Origin of the sequence: Streptomyces sp. NPDC057099 (genome assembly GCF_042671245.1) — a bacterium.
GTDB lineage: Bacteria > Actinomycetota > Actinomycetes > Streptomycetales > Streptomycetaceae > Streptomyces > Streptomyces purpurascens.
This window is the reverse complement of the sequence record NZ_JBHUTX010000009.1, coordinates 1-16,762: the sequence shown is the minus strand read 5'-3', so window position 1 is coordinate 16,762 and position 16,762 is coordinate 1. Positions and strand designations below refer to the sequence as shown.

Annotated in this window: 12 protein-coding genes and 3 pseudogenes; 10 read left to right on the top strand and 5 right to left on the bottom strand. The window is 70.7% G+C overall.

Features of this window, described 5'->3' with window-relative positions; translation table 11 throughout:
- Positions 1-36 precede the first annotated feature (36 nt).
- A complete protein-coding gene (locus ACFT4A_RS14865; RefSeq protein ID WP_382829782.1) occupies positions 37-1,668 on the top strand; it encodes a cellulase family glycosylhydrolase in 1,632 nt (543 codons plus the stop codon).
- 229 nt (positions 1,669-1,897) lie between these two features.
- Positions 1,898-3,049, top strand: a complete 1,152-nt coding sequence (locus tag ACFT4A_RS14860) for an acyltransferase family protein (protein ID WP_382829779.1) — start codon at positions 1,898-1,900, stop codon at positions 3,047-3,049.
- A gap of 22 nt (positions 3,050-3,071) precedes the next feature.
- Here ACFT4A_RS14860 and ACFT4A_RS14855 read toward each other — a convergent pair.
- Positions 3,072-3,248, bottom strand: a pseudogene (locus ACFT4A_RS14855) (XRE family transcriptional regulator); the annotation flags it as partial.
- Here ACFT4A_RS14855 and ACFT4A_RS14850 point away from each other — a divergent pair.
- A pseudogene (locus tag ACFT4A_RS14850) lies at positions 3,243-3,335 on the top strand (mini-circle protein); the annotation flags it as partial. The pseudogenes ACFT4A_RS14855 and ACFT4A_RS14850 overlap by 6 nt on opposite strands.
- Here the strand turns inward: ACFT4A_RS14850 and ACFT4A_RS14845 are convergent.
- Positions 3,331-3,842 (bottom strand): annotated as a pseudogene (locus ACFT4A_RS14845) (HIT family protein). The pseudogenes ACFT4A_RS14850 and ACFT4A_RS14845 sit on opposite strands and share 5 nt — an antisense overlap.
- Positions 3,830-5,935 (bottom strand): alpha-galactosidase, encoded by a 2,106-nt coding sequence (locus ACFT4A_RS14840; RefSeq protein WP_382830261.1) that lies wholly within the window; start codon positions 5,933-5,935, stop codon positions 3,830-3,832. Before ACFT4A_RS14840 ends, ACFT4A_RS14845 begins: the two are co-directional and overlap by 13 nt.
- A gap of 133 nt (positions 5,936-6,068) precedes the next feature.
- On the opposite strand from ACFT4A_RS14840, the gene ACFT4A_RS14835 reads away from it, so the two are divergent.
- The 6 genes from ACFT4A_RS14835 (at position 6,069) to ACFT4A_RS14810 (ending at position 13,920) form a co-directional block, all read left to right on the top strand.
- Positions 6,069-7,106 carry a LacI family DNA-binding transcriptional regulator gene (locus ACFT4A_RS14835; protein WP_382829777.1) on the top strand — a complete coding sequence of 346 codons (1,038 nt, stop codon included), beginning with the start codon at positions 6,069-6,071 and terminating at the stop codon, positions 7,104-7,106.
- A 73-nt stretch (positions 7,107-7,179) separates the two neighbouring features.
- Complete coding sequence (locus tag ACFT4A_RS14830) at positions 7,180-8,511, top strand: ABC transporter substrate-binding protein (RefSeq protein WP_382829774.1); 1,332 nt, start codon at positions 7,180-7,182, stop codon at positions 8,509-8,511.
- A gap of 2 nt (positions 8,512-8,513) precedes the next feature.
- Entirely contained in the window at positions 8,514-9,434 is a 921-nt protein-coding gene (locus ACFT4A_RS14825) for a carbohydrate ABC transporter permease (protein ID WP_382829771.1), read from the top strand.
- On the top strand, positions 9,431-10,255 hold the full coding sequence (locus ACFT4A_RS14820; RefSeq protein WP_382829768.1) for a carbohydrate ABC transporter permease: 825 nt from the start codon (positions 9,431-9,433) through the stop codon (positions 10,253-10,255). Before ACFT4A_RS14825 ends, ACFT4A_RS14820 begins: the two co-directional genes overlap by 4 nt.
- Positions 10,256-10,343: 88 nt before the next feature.
- Positions 10,344-12,809, top strand: a complete 2,466-nt coding sequence (locus ACFT4A_RS14815; RefSeq protein ID WP_382829765.1) for a carbohydrate-binding protein — start codon at positions 10,344-10,346, stop codon at positions 12,807-12,809.
- 94 nt (positions 12,810-12,903) lie between these two features.
- Positions 12,904-13,920 carry a sporulation protein gene (locus ACFT4A_RS14810; RefSeq protein ID WP_382829762.1) on the top strand — a complete coding sequence of 339 codons (1,017 nt, stop codon included), beginning with the start codon at positions 12,904-12,906 and terminating at the stop codon, positions 13,918-13,920.
- A gap of 690 nt (positions 13,921-14,610) precedes the next feature.
- Here the strand turns inward: ACFT4A_RS14810 and ACFT4A_RS14805 are convergent.
- Both ACFT4A_RS14805 and ACFT4A_RS14800 read right to left on the bottom strand, forming a co-directional pair.
- A complete protein-coding gene (locus ACFT4A_RS14805) occupies positions 14,611-15,579 on the bottom strand; it encodes a M56 family metallopeptidase (protein ID WP_382829760.1) in 969 nt (322 codons plus the stop codon).
- 6 nt (positions 15,580-15,585) lie between these two features.
- Positions 15,586-15,972 (bottom strand): BlaI/MecI/CopY family transcriptional regulator, encoded by a 387-nt coding sequence (locus ACFT4A_RS14800; protein WP_189730484.1) that lies wholly within the window; start codon positions 15,970-15,972, stop codon positions 15,586-15,588.
- Positions 15,973-16,140: 168 nt separating this feature from the next.
- Here ACFT4A_RS14800 and ACFT4A_RS14795 point away from each other — a divergent pair, with 168 nt between their 5' ends.
- Positions 16,141-16,716 (top strand): TerD family protein, encoded by a 576-nt coding sequence (locus tag ACFT4A_RS14795; RefSeq protein ID WP_382829757.1) that lies wholly within the window; start codon positions 16,141-16,143, stop codon positions 16,714-16,716.
- Positions 16,717-16,762: the final 46 nt, after the last annotated feature.

The window sequence follows — 16,762 nt, the reverse complement described above, 5'->3', positions numbered from 1 at the left end:
CGCACTCTCCGTCAACTCCTCCTCTCTGGAGCCGCTATGAGATCTCGTACCGCATCCGTCCCGCGAGTGGCCGGAGTGGCCGCCGCCCTCCTGGGACTCCTGCTCTCCTTGCTCTCCTTCAGCACACCGGCACAGGCCGCCGCCACCGGCCTCCGCATCGCGAACGGCCGTCTCGTGGAAGCCTCCGGGAACGACTTCGTGATGCGCGGCGTCAACCACGCCCACACCTGGTATCCGGGTGAGACGCAGTCGCTGGCCGACGTCAAGTCGCTGGGCGCCAACACCGTCCGTGTCGTCCTCTCCGACGGCCACCGCTGGACCAAGAACAGCGCGCAGGACGTGGCGAGTGTCATCGCCCGGTGCAAGGCCAACCGGCTCATCTGCGTGCTGGAGGTGCACGACACCACCGGCTACGGAGAGGAGTCCGCGGCCGGGACCCTCGACCACGCGGCCGACTACTGGATCGGCCTGAAAGAGGTGCTCGCCGGTCAAGAGGACTACGTCATCATCAACATCGGCAACGAGCCCTGGGGCAACACCAATCCCGCGGGGTGGACCGATCCCACCATCGCCGCCGTCAAGAAGCTGCGCAACGCCGGATTCACGCACACGATCATGGTGGACGCGCCCAACTGGGGCCAAGACTGGCAAGGCGTGATGCGCGCCAACGCCAAGTCCGTCTACGAGGCCGACCCCACCGGCAACCTGATCTTCTCGATCCACATGTACAGCGTCTACGACACCGCCCAGGAGATCACCGATTATCTGAACGCCTTCGTCAACGCCAAACTCCCCATTCTCATCGGCGAGTTCGGCGGACCGGCCGACCAGTACGGCGATCCTGACGAGGACACCATGATGGCCGTGGCCCAACAGCTGCGGCTCGGCTACCTGGCCTGGTCCTGGAGCGGCAACACCGACCCGATCCTCGACCTGGCGATCGGGTTCGACCGCAACCGGCTCAGTTCCTGGGGCCAGCGCGTCTTCAACGGCGCCAACGGCATCGCCGCGACCTCGAAGGAAGCCACCGTCTACTCCTCGGGCGGCGGTGACACCACTCCCCCGACCGCTCCCGGCACACCGACCGCCTCGGACGTGACGTCGTCATCCGTGAAGCTGGCCTGGGCCGCCGCCACGGACGCCACCGGCGTCACTGGCTATGACGTCGTCCGGGTCAGTGGCGCGACCGAGACCACCGCCACCACCACGACGGGCACCTCCGCCACCGTCACCGGCCTCGCCCCGTCCACCTCCCACACCTTCGCCGTCTACGCCCGTGACGCCGCGGGCAACAAGTCGCCCCGCTCGGCCACGGTGACGGTCACGACCTCCTCCGGCGGCTCACCGTCGGCCTGCGGTGTCGGCTACCGGGTGACGAGCAGCTGGCCCGGCGGCTTCCAGGGCGAGATCGTCCTGCGCAACACCGGCACGTCGGCGATCAACGGCTGGACGCTGCGCTGGGCCTTCCCCGACAGCCAGCGCGTCACCAACCTCTGGGGCGGCACGGCGACGCAGAGCGGCTCCGAGGTCAGCGTCGCGGCGGCCTCGTACACCGCGACGATCCCCGCGGCGGGCTCGGTCACCCTCGGCTTCACGGCCACCCGGTCGACCGCTAACCCCAGCCCCACGGCGTTCACGCTGAACGGCGCGGCCTGCTCGGTGAGCTGACCGCGCCGCGTGCGACGGTGCCGGCGCGCTTCCGAGCGTCCGGCGCGGCGGTACCGTCGCCGTGGTTGCGGCTGCGGCTGTGATCCATACGACATCACGCCGGAAAGCGGTTTACCCGGCCCCGCAGCGGTGAGGCGGCGGGGATGTCTCACCGGCACCCCACTGCCGTCACTCCGGCAGGATGCGCCCCCACCCGTCCCGGGTTCCCCCACCGAGCGCGGGGGGTGTGATGAGCGAGGACACCCTGCGCATGCGCGCCGTCTCACCGGCCGGCGGCGGGCGAGGGCGGAAGGACGCGTCCGAGACCGCCGCCCCCGAGCGGCGGTCCGGGCAGCGGGACGCCTTCTTCGACAACGCCAAGTACCTGGCCATCGTGCTGGTGGCGATGGGGCACTCCTGGGAGCCGTTGCGGGACGGCAGCCGGGCGGCGAGCGCGCTGTACATGGTGGTGTACGCCTTCCACATGCCGGCGTTCATCATCATCTCGGGCTACTTCTCGCGCACCTTCGACGCCGGCCCCGGGCGCATCAGGCGTCTGATCACCGGACTCGCCGTGCCGTACGTCGTCTTCGAGACGGCGTACACCCTGTTCACCCGGTGGACCGACCAGGAGCCCGACCGGCCGATCAGCCTGCTGGACCCGCTCTATCTGACCTGGTTCCTGGTGGCGCTGTTCGTCTGGCGGCTGACCACGCCGGTGTGGCGGCATGTGCGGTGGCCACTGCCGATCGCGCTCGCCATCGCGATGCTGGCGACGCTCTCGCCGGACGTCGGCAACGACCTCGATCTGCAGCGCACCCTGCAGTTCCTGCCGTACTTCGTCCTCGGCCTGTGCCTGAAGCCGGAGCACTTCCGGCTGGTGCGCCGACGCAAGGTGCGCATCCTCGCCGTGCCGGTCTTCGCCGCCGCCCTCGCCGTGGCCTACTGGGCGGTGCCGCGGATGACCGGCGCCTGGTTCTACCACCGCGACAGCGCGGAGGAACTCGCCGCGCCCTCCTGGTCCGGTCCCCTCATGACCCTGGTGATCTTCGGCTGCTCGCTGGTCCTGGTCGCCTGCTTCCTCTCCTGGGTACCGGGACGCCACGCATGGTTCACGGTCCTGGGCGCGGGCACGCTGTACGGCTATCTGCTGCACGGCTTCGTCGCCCAGGGGTCCAAGTTCTGGGGCTGGTACGAGCCGGCGTGGATCCACCGTCCCCTGGGCGAACTCGTCGTCACGGCCGTCGCGGCCGTCGTCGTGACCGCGCTGTGCACCCCACCGGTACGGCGGCTGTTCCGCTGGGTGATGGAGCCCGAGATGGCATGGGCGTTCCGCCGGGACGCCCGCGATCAGGCCCGGGAACGCAACGCCGTACGCGAACGGACAGCTGTCCGCGAGTGACTTTCGGCGCCCCGCCCGGAACGAGGCCGAACAGGATGAGAAGCTCGACCACTCCCCCGTCGGCGCTGCCCAGCCAGTGGGGCAAGGGCGTGTCGAACTCGGCTGCCTCACCGGTCGACAGCGTGAGATCGCGCTCGCCGATCTCGAAGCCCTCGTGGGTCTGCGGGGTCGGTTCGAGTGGTTCCGGCCGGGTAACGACGTTCTCGCCGGCTGCACCGAGCTCGGCCCACCGGTCCCCCGACCGCGGCAGGGCCGCCCCGCTCCCAGCATCCGTTGGGCACTCAGTTCCCCGACCGCAGCTGGTCCAGCTCGTCCCCGATCGCCCTGCGAAGCAAGTCGTGCTGCGGACCGAGGGCGAACTGCTCGTCGCCCCACCTGTCGCGGGGATAGAGCCAAACCGGCTTGCCCACCAGCTCGGTCGGCTCCCACTCGAACCGCGGCCATACGTGAGCGTGCAAGTACCCGTCGGTGTTGCCCAGGATCTCAAGATTGACCCGCCGGAAGGCCGCGTCCCTGCGCCGGGACACTCGCTCGACTGCCTCCCGAGCTGGTCCATGTCGGAGAGAAAGGCCAGCCGCTTCCCCCTGGGCAAGTCCGACAGTCTCTCCACCTGGGGGTCGTCCACCAGGAGCACCGAGTAGCCCGGCAGGAACTGCACATCGCCGATCACCGCGAACCCCGCGTTCAGGCGCCGCAGTACAGCGGGGTTCTCACCTCGCAGAGCACTCCCGATGCGGTCGGCCCGCCAGTCGTCACCTGGCCCCTTCGAGCGTGCCGGACCTAGCCGTCCCACGTGAGCCGAACCAGCAGCACACCGGGCGTGCGCGGCATCGACACCGTCAGTCCGGCCCCGTCCCAGGTGGCCCGGCCCGCCTCCGGGGAGGACGGGTGCAGGACCTCCGCCTGGACGGCCCGGCCCGCCAGGTGCTGGAGGGGGACGTGGAGTTCGGACGGTCCGCCGCGGCGCCAGAGCGAGACGTAGGACGTGCGGTCGTCGGGGAGCCTCAGGCCCAGGGCCAGCCACTCGTCCGTCCAGCCGGGCAGGCCTAGCGGCCAGAAGGGCAGGGCCTGTGCGAGGTCGGCGCGGATCGACTTGTAGACCGTGACCGCGTCCCGTACGAGGGCCAGTTGGTGTTCCGACATGTGGTTCAGATGGCCGGAGAGGTGGATGCGGCCGAGCAGGGCCCCGCCCAGGGTCCAGGAGATCAGGTCGTCGTCGAACGCCGGCTGCGGGTAGGCCCAGACGGCGCCCTGCTCGGGCGGGACCGCGGTCGGCGCGGCGGCGGCGATGGGGGCGTAGCGCAGCGGGTCCTGCTGGTCGCTGGTGGACTGGAGCTGGGCGACGGCCAGGGTGGCCCCGTCCATGCGCATGCCGCCCGAGGCGCAGTTCTCAACAACAAGGCCGGGGTGGCGGTCCAGGACGGCGGAGAGCCAGTCGAGGTACGCGTGGGCGTGACCGAGGAGGCCCGCTCCCGGTGCGAGGTCGCCGGGTGCCTTGGTGCCCGGGTCGACCAGGATGTTGTAGTCCAGCTTGAGATAGCCCACGCCCCAGTCGCCGACGATCCGGTCGACCGTCTTGTCGAGGTGGGCGCGGGCGGCCGGATGCCGCAGGTCGAGCTGGTGACGGCCCTGTTCGGTCAGGCGCACCCCGTCGCGCTGGAAGAACGCCTCTGCGGGGAGTTCGGACGCGACGGGACTCCGCACGCCGACGACCTCCGGCTCCAGCCACAGCCCGGGCACCATGCCGCGCTCCCGGATCCGGTCCAGGACCGCCTGGATTCCTCCGTCGGGGAAGCGGCGCGGCGAGGGCTGCCAGGCGCCGACGCTGTCCCACCAGCCGCGGGTGTCGTCGTCGTACCAGCCCGAGTCGATGCAGAAGTACTCCGCGCCGGCGTCGGCGGCGGCGTCGATCAGCGGCAGCAGCTTGGCCGTGGTCGGGTCGCCCATGAGGGTGTTCATGTAGTCGTTGAAGACGACGGGGAGGGCGGTGTGGTCCGGGTGGGGGCGGCGGATCGCCCGGCGGTAGGAGGTCAGGGCGCCCATCGCGGCGTCGACGTTGGGGCCGAGTGCGAGGGCCCCGGGCACGGTGGTGAACTCCTCGCCCTGTGCGAGCCGGACCCGCCACTGGTGTTCCGCGTCCGTGGGGCCGTTCAGCGCCATGTAGGTGCCGTGGGCGCGCTGGCCGACGTCCCAGCGCCAGCCGGCCGGGGACTCCACCTGCCACACCCAGGCCCGGCCGCCCTCCCGCTCGGTCAGCGCACCCATGGCCAGATGGCCGTCGGTGGGCCAGCTGCCGCGCCCGGTGAGGGCGACGGCGGCCCGGCTGTCGTGCTCGTGGACGTCCATGTTGATGTCGGCGACACCGGCGCGCAGCGGCTCGGCGTACCAACGGCACTCGGCGAGCCAGTCATTGCGGGCCCGGTGGACGTCGAGGGCGTCCGGTGAGGGCAGACCGCCGAGCAGCAGGCTGCTGACGGACTGGACGACCAGGGGCTCCCGGCCCTCGTTGCGGAGCCGGACGCGGGAGCGCAGGACGGGCAGGCCGGTGGGTGACGTCAGCTCGGCGAACGCCGTCAGGCCGGTGCTCGGATCGTGGAGTTCGACGGTCAGCCAGTCCCAGCCGTCGCGTCTGCCCGTGCGGTGGGCCCGGTAGGCGAGCCGTGCGCCGAAGGCCGTGCCCGTGAAGCGCGGGCCGGACCAGCCGCTGCCGTGGCCGAGCGCGGTGAGTTCCACGAGCGGGAGCGCGGAGTCAGAGGTGGCGGGACTGTCGTCGTCGGGCCCGGCCAGTTCGACCAGTCGCAGCGTCCCGTCGGCGGCGACGGCGAACCGCGCCCGAAGGGCCTCATGCCCCCAAGTGAACTCGTTCTGCGCCTGGTTGGAGGCCATGTGCGCCGCATCCGCCGTGCCGGTCAAGGTGCTCCCCCTCCTGACCCCGCCCCGTTCTCCGGGAACGGCGGTCCGCGTGAATCCCTCGTTACGGTCTCTTGACGACCCAAGTGTGACCGGTCACAATCCTCGCATGAATGTGACCGGTCACACAAGGCGCCCGGCGAGCATCAGGGACGTCGCGACCGCGGCGGGGGTCTCCTACCAGACGGTCTCGCGGGTGATCAACGGCCATCCGAGCGTCCGGCCGTCCACCCGGGAGCGGGTGCTCGCCGCCATCGACGAACTGGGCTTCCGCCGCAACGCGACCGCCCTCGCCCTGGCCAGCGGCCGCAGCCGGGCCGTGACCGTGCTCACCGCGAACACCACCCACTACGGCTACGCCTCGATCCTCCAGGGCATCGAGGAGGCCGCCCGCGCCGCGTCGTACGCGGTCGGGATCGGGGTCCTGGAGTCCGCCGACGACGCGGCCGTCGCCGCGGAGGTGCAGCGCGCGGCGGACGCGGGCGGCGGGCTCATCGTGATCGCCTACGATCCGGCCGGTGTCCGGGCGCTGGGAGCCGTGCCCGCGACGCTGCCGGTCGTCGGCGTCGTCGAGACCCCGGCGAGCCCGCCCGGCGGCGACCGCCCGTGGGTCTGGACCGACGACCGCGAGGCCGCCTACCAGGCGACCCGGCATCTGCTCTCCCTCGGCCACGAATCCGTGCACTACGTCGCCATCCCGTCCAGCACCCGCCGCACCAGCGCCCGCACCAGCGGCTGGCGGCAGGCGCTGAAGGAGGCCGGCGCCCCGGAATCCCGTCCTGTACAGAGCAGTTGGGGACCGGCGGGCGGTCACGCGGCCGGGCTGAAGCTGGCGGGCGACCCGTCCGTCTCCGCGATCCTGTGCGGCAACGACGATCTCGCGCTCGGCGTGCTCCGCGCCCTGCACGAGGCCGGCCGCTCGGTGCCGGGCGAGGTCAGCGTGGCCGGCTTCGACGACGCCCCGCACTCCGCCTTCCTCACCCCGTCCCTGACGACCGTACGCCTGGACTTCACCGGCCTCGGGCGGTCCGCGTTCGCCCTGCTGCACGGGGTGCTGGAGGAGTCGGCGCAGGTCGCCCCGCATCCCGTGTCCGTACCCGAGCTGGTGGTGCGGGAGAGCTCGGGGCCACCGCCCGCCGGTCACTGAACACCGCTCATCCGCACAGCAGTTGTGAGTCCCGCCACCTGAACCTGAACCACCTGCTCCGGAAAGGCACGAGATGAAGAGAAGAGCTCTCCCCGCCCTGGCGCTGATATGCGCCGCCGGCCTGGCCGCCACCGCGTGCAGTGACCCGACCGCCGGGGACTCCGGCGACTCCGGTTCGGGCGGGAAGAAGGCGGAGGTCGACCCCACCGCCCGCCTCGACGGCGTGAAGCTGACCATGTGGACCGCGCAGAACACGGTCAACGCGCCCAAGCAGGTCATCGACGCCTTCGAGAAGGCCACCGGCGCCAAGGTCGACACCCAGGCGATCCCGGACCTCTACGAGCAGAACGTGCCGACGAAGCTGGCGTCCGGAGACCGCCCCGACCTGATGTTCTGGCAGCCGTCGATCTCCACCCTGCCGTTCATCCAGCCGAAGCAGAATCTCCTGACCCTGGACGGGGAGCCGTGGGAGGCCAAGCTCGGCGGGACCGAGAAGTCGCTCGGCATGATCGACGGCAAGCGGTACGCGGCGATCGTCACCAGCCCCGCCATGCTCGGCGTCTACTACAACAAGGACGTCTTCCGGAAGGCCGGGCTGAGCGAGAAGGACTTCCCCACGTCCTACGACGAACTGCTCGCCCTCGGCCGCGAGGTCGTCGACAAGTCCGACGCCGCCGCCTTCTACGAGGCCGGCGGCGACAAGTGGCCGCTGCAGTGGCAGATGCAGGTCCAGCTCACCGACCTCGACCAGCAGTGGTGGGCCGATCTGAACACGGGCAAGAAGAAGTGGACCGACCCGGTCGTCGTCGGCGCGATCAAGAAGTACAAGGAGAAGCTGCTCGACGCCGGGCTCGCCCAGAAGAACTACCGGACGGGCACGTTCACCGGACAGGCCGACGCGCTGTGGAAGGGCGAGGCCGGCATGGTCCTCAACGTCACCTCCTTCCAGAGCCAGTTGCAGGCCAAGTACTCCACCGCCGAGATCGACAAGAAGATCGGCTGGTTCCCGGTCGCCAACTCCTCGGCCACCGGCCTGTACTCCCCCGACCAGACCAACGGTGTCGTCGCCTTCAAGACCGGTGACGACAAGCGGCAGAACGCGGCCCGGCAGTTCCTCGCCTTCTGGCTCGGGCCGGACTACCCGGACTACATCAAGACGATGAAGATCCCGTCCGTGCAGCCGGACGTGCCCACCCCCGGCGGACTGCCCGAGACGTCCAAGGCCCAGGTGGCGGCGCTGCCGAAGGCCATCGGCGTCTTCCAGGCCAAGGCGATCGTCGCCCCGGACACCCACCTCTACCTGGCCGACATGATCTTCGGCAAGAAGAGCCCGCAGCAGGTCGCGCAGGCGATCCAGGACCAGTTCGCGCAGGTGGCCAAGGCCCAGGGCGCGCCCGGGTTCTGACGATGGCGGACACGGTCGTACGTACCAAGCCCGCGCCGGTCAGGGGCGCGCCGAAGAAGGTGGGGCGGCTGCCACGCGCGGCCGTGCACCACCCCTGGTGGTTCGCGCTGCCCGCGATCGTCGTCTTCGCGGGCTTCTTCCTGCTGCCGAACCTGCTCAACTTCTACTACCCGTTCACCAACTGGTCCTCGTACCACGCGGACATCGCCTTCACGGGCCTGGACAACTTCAAGACCATCGCCGAGGACGGCTCGCTGCTGCGGGCGATCCGGACGACCTTGGTGTACGCCCTGCTGGCCGCACTGTTCCAGAACGGCTTCGGGCTCGTGCTGGCGCTGCTGCTGGAGGACGACAGCCGCTTCAACCGGTTCTTCCGCGCCGTCTTCTTCCTGCCGGTGCTGATCTCGGCCCTCGCGACCGGCTATGTCTTCCAGGCGCTGCTGGACCAGGACGGGGCCGTCAACTCCCTGCTGGGCACGGACATCCCCTGGCTGGGTTCGACGACCTGGACGCTGGTGATCGTCACGCTCATCCACGGCTGGAAGTGGATGGGCCTGTCGATGCTGATCTATCTGGCCGGGCTCAAGGGCATCCCCGGCGAGATGCTGGAGGCCGCGAAGTGTGACGGTGCCGGGCCCTGGCGGACCTTCTGGTCGGTGCGCTGGCCGATGCTCGCGCCGGCCGTCACCTTCAACGTCACCACGGCGCTGATCGGTTCGATGAACACCTTCGACATCGTGCAGGCCACGACCGGCGGCGGCCCCGCGGCCTCCACGGAGGTCTTCAACATCTACATGTTCCGGATCTTCGGACAGGGCCTGTACGCCCAGGCCTCCGCGATGAGCCTCGTGCTGTTCCTGGTGGTGGTCGCCGTGGCGATTCCGCTGGTCGTCGGGCTCCGGCGAAGGGAGCAGCTGCTGTGACCGCGGTGTGGCGGTACGGCCGCCCTTCCCTCGTCGTCCTGCTCGCGGCACTGGCCGTCGGTGTGCCGCTGTGGCTGGTCGCCGTCACCTCGGCCAAGCCGCAGGCCGAGGCGATCGAGCCGAACCTGGACCTGCCCGGGCACTGGCAGCCCGCGCGCAACTACGTGGACGCCGTCAGCGAGGGCGAGATGCTGCGCGGCTTCCTCAACTCGCTGCTGGTCGTGGTGCCTTCGGTGGTCCTGGTGCTGATCCTGGGCGCGGGCGCCGCCTGGGTGTTCGCCCGCCGCAAGTCGAAGCTGGTCTCGGCGGCGTACGCGCTGTGCATCAGCGGCCTGCTGCTGCCGCCCGCCGTCATCACCATCGTGATGGAGCTGCGGCAGATGGGCCTGGCGAACACCAGGCCGGGCATGATCGCCGTCTACACCGGCATGTATCTGTCGACGTCGATCTTCTTCATGACCGGCTTCATCCGCGCCATCCCCACGGAACTGGAGGAGGCGGCCCGGATGGACGGGGCGACGCCGTCACGGATCTTCTGGCGGATCGTGCTTCCGCTGCTCCGGCCGGTGATCGCCACCGCGACGATCATGGTGATGCTCTACGCCTGGAGCGACGTCTTCTACGCGTTCTTCGTCCTCGGCGGCGGAGAGCGGGCGCCCCTGCCGCTCAACCTCTACCAGGTCGCCAGCGCGCAGCTCTATCTCAACAACTGGCATCTCGTCTTCGCGTACGTCGTGGTGATGAGCCTGCCCATGGTCGCCGTGTTCCTGGTCGGCCAGCGAAAGATCGTGTCCGGAATCACCAGTGGAGCCGTCAAGTGACTGGAGGTCCAACAGCGTGAGCACCCCCGCCCGCACCAGATCCCGCACCAGAACCGCCTTGATCACAGCACTACTTGGAGCAACCGCCATGGCAGGCACCCTCCCCGCGGCAGGCCCTGCCGCCGCTGCCGATCCCCAACGTCTCACCGTCGACCTCAAGACCTCCGAGGGCCCGGTGATGCTGGGCGCCAACGGCTCGCTCTACGGGCTCAGCGACGACGGGGTGCCCAGCGATGCCGCGATGGCACCCTTGAAGATCACCAGCGTCTCGCAGAAGCCGGAGGGCGGCGCCCAGCACCCCAACGGCGACGCGCTCACCGTCTCCAAGTCGTTCTTCCGCAACGGCGGCGGCGAAGTCAACGTGATGATGCAGGACATCTACGCCAAGTGGCCGTACGAGGACCTCGGCATCGACGACTACCTCCCCAAGGTCGACAAGATCGTCAAGGAGGTCTCGTCCGACCCGAACAGCGACCGCTTCGTCTACATCCCGTTCAACGAGCCCGACCAGATCTGGTACAAGCTCGACGTCCAGGACCAGGCCCAGTACGAGAAGAACCGCGACCGGTTCTTCAAGGACTGGAAGACGGTGTACCAGCGGATCCGCGCGATCGACCCGGACGCCCGGATCGCCGGACCCAATGAAGCGGCTTACCACACACGCCTGTTGAAGGACTTCCTCGCCTTCGCCAAGCGGGAGAACGTGCTGCCGCAGGTGATGACCTGGCACGAGCTCGGCTCGGGGTCGCTCCGCGACTTCCAAGCGCACTACGACGACTACCGCTCCCTGGAGCGCGAGGCGGGCATCGCCCCGCTGAAGATCAACATCGATGAGTACGCCAACCGCCGCGACCTGTCCGTGCCCGGGCAGCTCGTGCAGTGGGTGTCCATGTTCGAGCGCAACAAGGTGTACGCCAACATGGCCTACTGGGACGCCGCCGGCAATCTCAGCGGCCATGTGGTGCGCTCGAACATCCCCAACGGCGGCTGGTGGCTGTTCCGCTGGTACGCGGGCATGACCGGGAACACCGTGAAGGTGACGCCGCCGCAGCCCGACTCGATCGACACCCTCCAGGGCCTCGCCTCGCTCGACACCTCCCGCCGCCAGGCGCAGGTGCTGCTCGGAGGCTCCGCCGCGGACTCGGACGTGGTCGTGCGCGACGTCCCGCGGTCGGTGTTCGGCCGTACGGTCACCGCTACGGTCGCCGAGGCGGCCTGGTCCGGTTACGAGGGGCAGCACGCGGCGCCGCGGGTCCTGGCGCGCACCAAGGTGAAGGTGGCGGACGACGGTTCGGTGACCGTCCCGCTGCGCGGACTGCACAAGATGTCGGCGTACCGGATCGTCCTCACCCCCGGCGGCTCGGGCACCCCGTCCGCCGCGTCCGTCCCCTGGTCGGCGTCGTACGAGGCCGAGGACGCGGCCATCACCGACGGCAAGGTGTACACCCAGGGCACCGTGCAGAACGCCAACGGCTACGCGGCCTCCGGCACCAAGGACGTCGGTTCGCTCAACCAGCCCGGCAGCAAGGTCGCCTTCACGGTGACGGTGCCGAAGGACGGCACGTACGACCTGGCGATCCTGTACGGCAACCAGTCCGGCGGCCCCGCCACGCAGAAGCTGTCGATCGACGGGGGCGACCCGGTGACGGTCGGCTACCCCTCCACCGAGAACTGGACCTACCGCGCCAAGAAGGAGGTCGGAGTCCAGCTCAAGGCGGGCACGCACCAGTTGACACTGTCCAAGGGCGACGCCGAGGTCACGCTCGACCGGATCGACCTGACCACGCGGACGGGCGCGGCCTCCGCGTCGTACGAGGCCACCCTGGCGGACATCGGCGGCAAGCCGTCGTACGACTACTCGTCCTCGGCCGGTGTGGGCACGGGCGCCCTGGTGCTGCGCTCGGGCGACAAGGCGGTGTTCGACGTGTACGCCCCGCGTGACGGCTACTACACGGTGACGCCGCGGGCATCGGCGGCGGTGAAGCTCGCGCTGCACGGGGAGACGGTCACGGCCGCGCCCGGCCGCCCGCTGCGGCTCTACCTGGTCGCGGGCAACAACCGGGTCGCCATGACGTCGGGCCACGCCGCCGTGCGCTCCCTGGACGTCTCCGGGGACGGTTCGGCCTCCGGCACCCTCTCCTACGAGGGCGCCTCGGCCACGCTCGCGGGCGGCGCCAAGCTCGTCGACTCCCCGCACGCGTCCGCCGGCTCGTACATCGGCTGGCTCGGCAACAGCGCCTCCAGCACGGCCGAGTTCACGGCGAACGCGCCCCGGTCCGGCCGCTATGTGCTGGTCGTCCACTACGCGCACAACGACCGCAGGGACAACGGCCACGCCTACAACACGGACATCATGTCCCGTACGGCGGACGTCACGGTCGGTTCCGCGGCGCCGGTGAAGGTCACCTTCAAGAACACCTGGAGCTTCGACGACTACTGGACGGTCGGCGTCCCGGTCGATCTGAAGAAGGGTGCCAACAAGGTGACGTTCGGCAACGCGAGCGCCTGGGCGCCGAACATCGACCGGATCGAGCTGGGCCGGGTCGTGGGCTGAGCCGCGCCGTGACGGGAGGCGGTTGCGGAGGAGCCCTATACTTCTACATGCTTGTAGAGAATCAGTACACGCATGCGAAGGAGTGGACGCCACCATGGTGTTCAAACGACTGCTCGGCGCGCTCGGTGTGGGCGGCCCGACCGTCGACACGATCCTCGACCCGTCTCCCGTCCTGCCCGGTGGCACGCTCACCGGGCAGGTCCAACTCGTTGGCGGCAAAGCCGACTTCGACATCGAGCACATCACCCTGGAGCTGGTGGCCCGGGTCGAGGCGGAGCACGAGGGCGGTGAGAGCGAGGGCGTCGTCGCCTTCGACCGCTTCACCGTCGGCGGCGGCTTCCGGCTCGCCGAGGGCGAGCAGCGCGATGTGCCGTTCAGCGTGACCCTGCCGTGGGAGACGCCGGCCACCCAGTTGCACGGGCAGAGCCTGGGCGTCGTCCTCGGTGTGCGCACCGAGTTGTCGGTGGCGGGCGCCAAGGACAAGGGCGATCTGGACCAGCTGGTCGTCGCGCCGCTGCCGGTGCAGGAGGCCGTGCTCGAAGCCCTCGGCGGGCTCGGGTTCGGTTTCAAGTCGGCCGACCTCGAGTACGGGCGCATCGGCGGCACCGGCCAGCAGCTGCCCTTCTACCAGGAGATCGAGCTCCTCCCGTCACCCCGGTACGCCCAGCAGATCAACGAGATCGAGCTGACGTTCCTGGCGAACCCGGGCGGCATGGAGGTCGTCCTGGAGGCGGACAAGCGCGGCGGCTTCCTGTCCTCCGGCCACGACGCGCTCACCCGCTTCAACGTCTCCCACGAGGGTGTCGAGCACCAGGACTGGCCCGCGATCGTCGACGGCTGGGTCCAGCAACTCGTAGAACACCGGGCGTCGTACGGCTCCCCGGTGGGCTTCGGCTCCCCCACCGCGTTCGCCCCCGCCGGCCACAGCCACGGTCACGGTCACGGTCACGGGGATCATCACGACGGCCACCGCTCAGGCCCCGGCATGGGAACGGCCGTCGCCGCAGGCGCGGCCGGACTCGCCGTCGGCGTCGCCGGCGGCATGGTCGCCGACGAAGTCATCGACGAGGTCGGGGACTTCTTCGAGGGCGAGGAGGAAGAGGAGGGCTGAGGCGGGTCCGAGGGCCTGGCTGAGGCGGGTCGGCCCGGTGTCAGGCGGGCAGGCCACCCGGGCCAGCACTAGCCCGGGGCCGCTGACCCGGGACGGCGAGTCCCACGAGCGGGGGCCCTGGGCAAAACCCCGAGCCGCAGGGCACCGGCCGGCCGCCGGGCTGTGGCCCACCCGTCTCTGCGGGCCTCACAAAGGCATCGCGAAGGGCTGAGGCCGGACCGAGGCAGGCCCGGTGCCCCCTCACGGCCCGGTGCCCGCGATGCCGCATCCCCGGCGAGAGCCCGGCGGGCAGACCACCCGGACCAGCACTCGCCTGGGGCGCTGACCCGGGGCGGCGAGTCTCGCAAGCGCGGGCACCAGGGCGGGCGCTCTGGGCAGCAGCCCGAGTCACAGAGCCCCGGACGACCGCCGGGCCGCGCCCCATCAGCCTCCGAGGGCCTCACAAGGCCGTCGCGGAGGGCTGAGGCCGGACCGAGGCGGGGCCCGGTGTTCGCGTAGGGCGCGGTGTCCGGGCTGCTGCGGCCCGGGCGAGAGTCCGGCAGGCAGGCCACCCGGGCCAGCACTAGCCCGGGGCGGCTGGCCCAGAGACGGCGATACCCGCGAGCGTCGGCACCCGGGCAGGTGGCCCGGGCTGACCGCAGGGCCACGGCCGACCTCCCCGGGCTGTGACCCACCCGCCTCCCACAGGCCTCACAAAGGCGTCGCCGCATGCAGGATGAGCACCATCGTGACGGCCGAGTTCGCGGACGACATCGCCGACACGGCCGTTCCCGCGGCCGCGCCCCACGCCGCGAGGCCGACCGAGGTGAACACCGGGGGCCAGGTGCGGACGGCGGGGGCGGGGCCGAGGAGGGCCGCCACCCGGCGTGGGACCGGGCCCGGGGCGGCGAGGCCCGCGAGCGTGGGTGCCGGGGTGCCCCGGGAGACGAGGGCGGCCGTGCCGATGGCCCGTGCCACCGTGCGGCGGCTGCCGATCGCCCGGGCCGCTTCCTCGTCGGCCCACCGCTCGGCCGTGTAGGCCACGGCCGTACGCAGCGGGCGCAGGAACGGGTTGGCCCGGGCCGCGAGCTGCACGGTGAGCAGGAAGCGGTCGTGCCGGGCGGCGAGGTGCGCCCGCTCATGCGCGAACAGGGCCCGGCGCTCGGCCGACCGCAACTGGTCCAGCAGACCGGTGGTCACCACGACGCGCCCCGCACGCGGGCCACGGACAGGGCGACGGGCACCCCCGCCCCGACGCCCGGGCAGCGCATACGCGTACGGCACGGCGTCCGGCAGTACCGCCACCTCCGTGTCCGGCAGTCCGGACAGGGCGCGGTGGGCCCGGTGGCGTATCCGGGCGTGCCGCCACAGGGTTCGGCCGCAGGCGACGAGCACCGCGCAGAGCGCGGGAATGGCGGCCTTGCCGACGATCTCGTCGTACGGCACCGCCGCCCGGACCTCGGGGTCCGACCAGCCGTCGGGCAGCGGGTTGCCGGGGAGCTGGGCGGTGCCGACCACCATGACGAGGCCGAGGCACACCGTGCTGCACAGCGCCAGCACCGCGGCCATCGCGGTCAGCAGCCGGGTCGCGGTGCGCGGATGCAGATGTTGTTCGGCCAGGCGGGCGACCGGCCATGCCGTGAGCGGCAGGACCAGTGGCATAAAGACGAAGACCCCCATGAGGCTTCAGTCTTCCCCTTCGCCATGTGCCTGATCCAGCAGGTCGCGCAGCAGCCGTTCGTCGTCCGGGCCGAGGCCGGTGAGGAAACTGGCCAGCACGGCCTCGCGATCGCTCTCGGCGTCCAGCACCTTGCGCATCTTCCGCGCGGCCAGGCCCGCCTGGTCCGAGGCGGGCGTCCAGGCGAAGGACCGGCCGACCCGCTCCCGGGTGACCGCGCCCTTGCCCAGCAGCCGGGTCAGGATCGTGATCACCGTCGTGTACGCGAGGTCACCGCCGAGGCGTTCCTGCACCCAGCCGGCCGTCGCCGGACCGTCCGCCTCCCGCAGCGCCTCCAGCACCAGCGCCTCCAGCTCGCCCTGCCCCCGCCGGGGTCGCTGCCGGGGATCCGTCACCGCCCTGCCTCCCTTCCACCGCCCTGCGTTGCCCGTGCCGACATCGTATAGATCCGCGGGACCGACCCCCTCACCTTCTACAGTGTTGTAGATTCTAGTTCCGGGTTCTTCCCGGGCGCGGATCGCACCCGTCGAGAACCAGAACGCACACCTCAAGAAGGAGTACCCGTGGGAGTTTCCCTGTCCAAGGGCGGCAACGTCTCGCTCAGCAAGGAGGCACCGGGCCTCACCGCCGTCCTGGTCGGCCTGGGCTGGGACGTCCGTACGACCACCGGCACGGACTACGACCTGGACGCCTCCGCCCTGCTCCTGGAAGTTTCCGGCAAGGTCCCCTCCGACCAGCACTTCGTCTTCTACAACAACCTGAAGAGCCCGGACGGCTCGGTCGAGCACACCGGCGACAACCTCACCGGCGAGGGCGAGGGCGACGACGAGACCGTCAAGGTGAACCTCGCCGCCGTGCCCGCCGAGATCGACAGGATCGTGTTCCCGGTGTCCATCCACGACGCCGAGAACCGCGGCCAGAGCTTCGGACAGGTCCGCAACGCGTTCATCCGGGTCGTCAACCAGGCCGGCGGTCAGGAGATCGCCCGCTACGACCTGTCCGAGGACGCCTCCACCGAGACGGCGATGGTCTTCGGCGAGCTCTACCGCAACGGCGAGGAGTGGAAGTTCCGTGCCGTCGGCCAGGGGTACGCCTCCGGGCTGGCCGGTATCGCCTCCGACTTCGGCGTCAGTGTCTGACCGGGACCGACCCGTACCGCCGGGCCCCGCCAGCGCAGGGCGGGGC

Excerpts from the sequence above, each read along its gene's own strand:
- ACFT4A_RS14825 (WP_382829771.1), top strand. The coding sequence starts at position 8,514 with ATGGCGGACACGGTCGTACGTACCAAGCCCGCGCCGGTCAGGGGCGCG.
- ACFT4A_RS14865 (WP_382829782.1), top strand. The coding sequence starts at position 37 with ATGAGATCTCGTACCGCATCCGTCCCGCGAGTGGCCGGAGTGGCCGCC.
- ACFT4A_RS14840 (WP_382830261.1), bottom strand. The coding sequence starts at position 5,935 with ATGGCCTCCAACCAGGCGCAGAACGAGTTCACTTGGGGGCATGAGGCC.
- ACFT4A_RS14815 (WP_382829765.1), top strand. The coding sequence starts at position 10,344 with ATGGCAGGCACCCTCCCCGCGGCAGGCCCTGCCGCCGCTGCCGATCCC.
- ACFT4A_RS14805 (WP_382829760.1), bottom strand. The coding sequence starts at position 15,579 with ATGGGGGTCTTCGTCTTTATGCCACTGGTCCTGCCGCTCACGGCATGG.
- ACFT4A_RS14830 (WP_382829774.1), top strand. The coding sequence starts at position 7,180 with ATGAAGAGAAGAGCTCTCCCCGCCCTGGCGCTGATATGCGCCGCCGGC.
- ACFT4A_RS14835 (WP_382829777.1), top strand. The coding sequence starts at position 6,069 with ATGAATGTGACCGGTCACACAAGGCGCCCGGCGAGCATCAGGGACGTC.
- ACFT4A_RS14810 (WP_382829762.1), top strand. The coding sequence starts at position 12,904 with ATGGTGTTCAAACGACTGCTCGGCGCGCTCGGTGTGGGCGGCCCGACC.
- ACFT4A_RS14860 (WP_382829779.1), top strand. The coding sequence starts at position 1,898 with ATGAGCGAGGACACCCTGCGCATGCGCGCCGTCTCACCGGCCGGCGGC.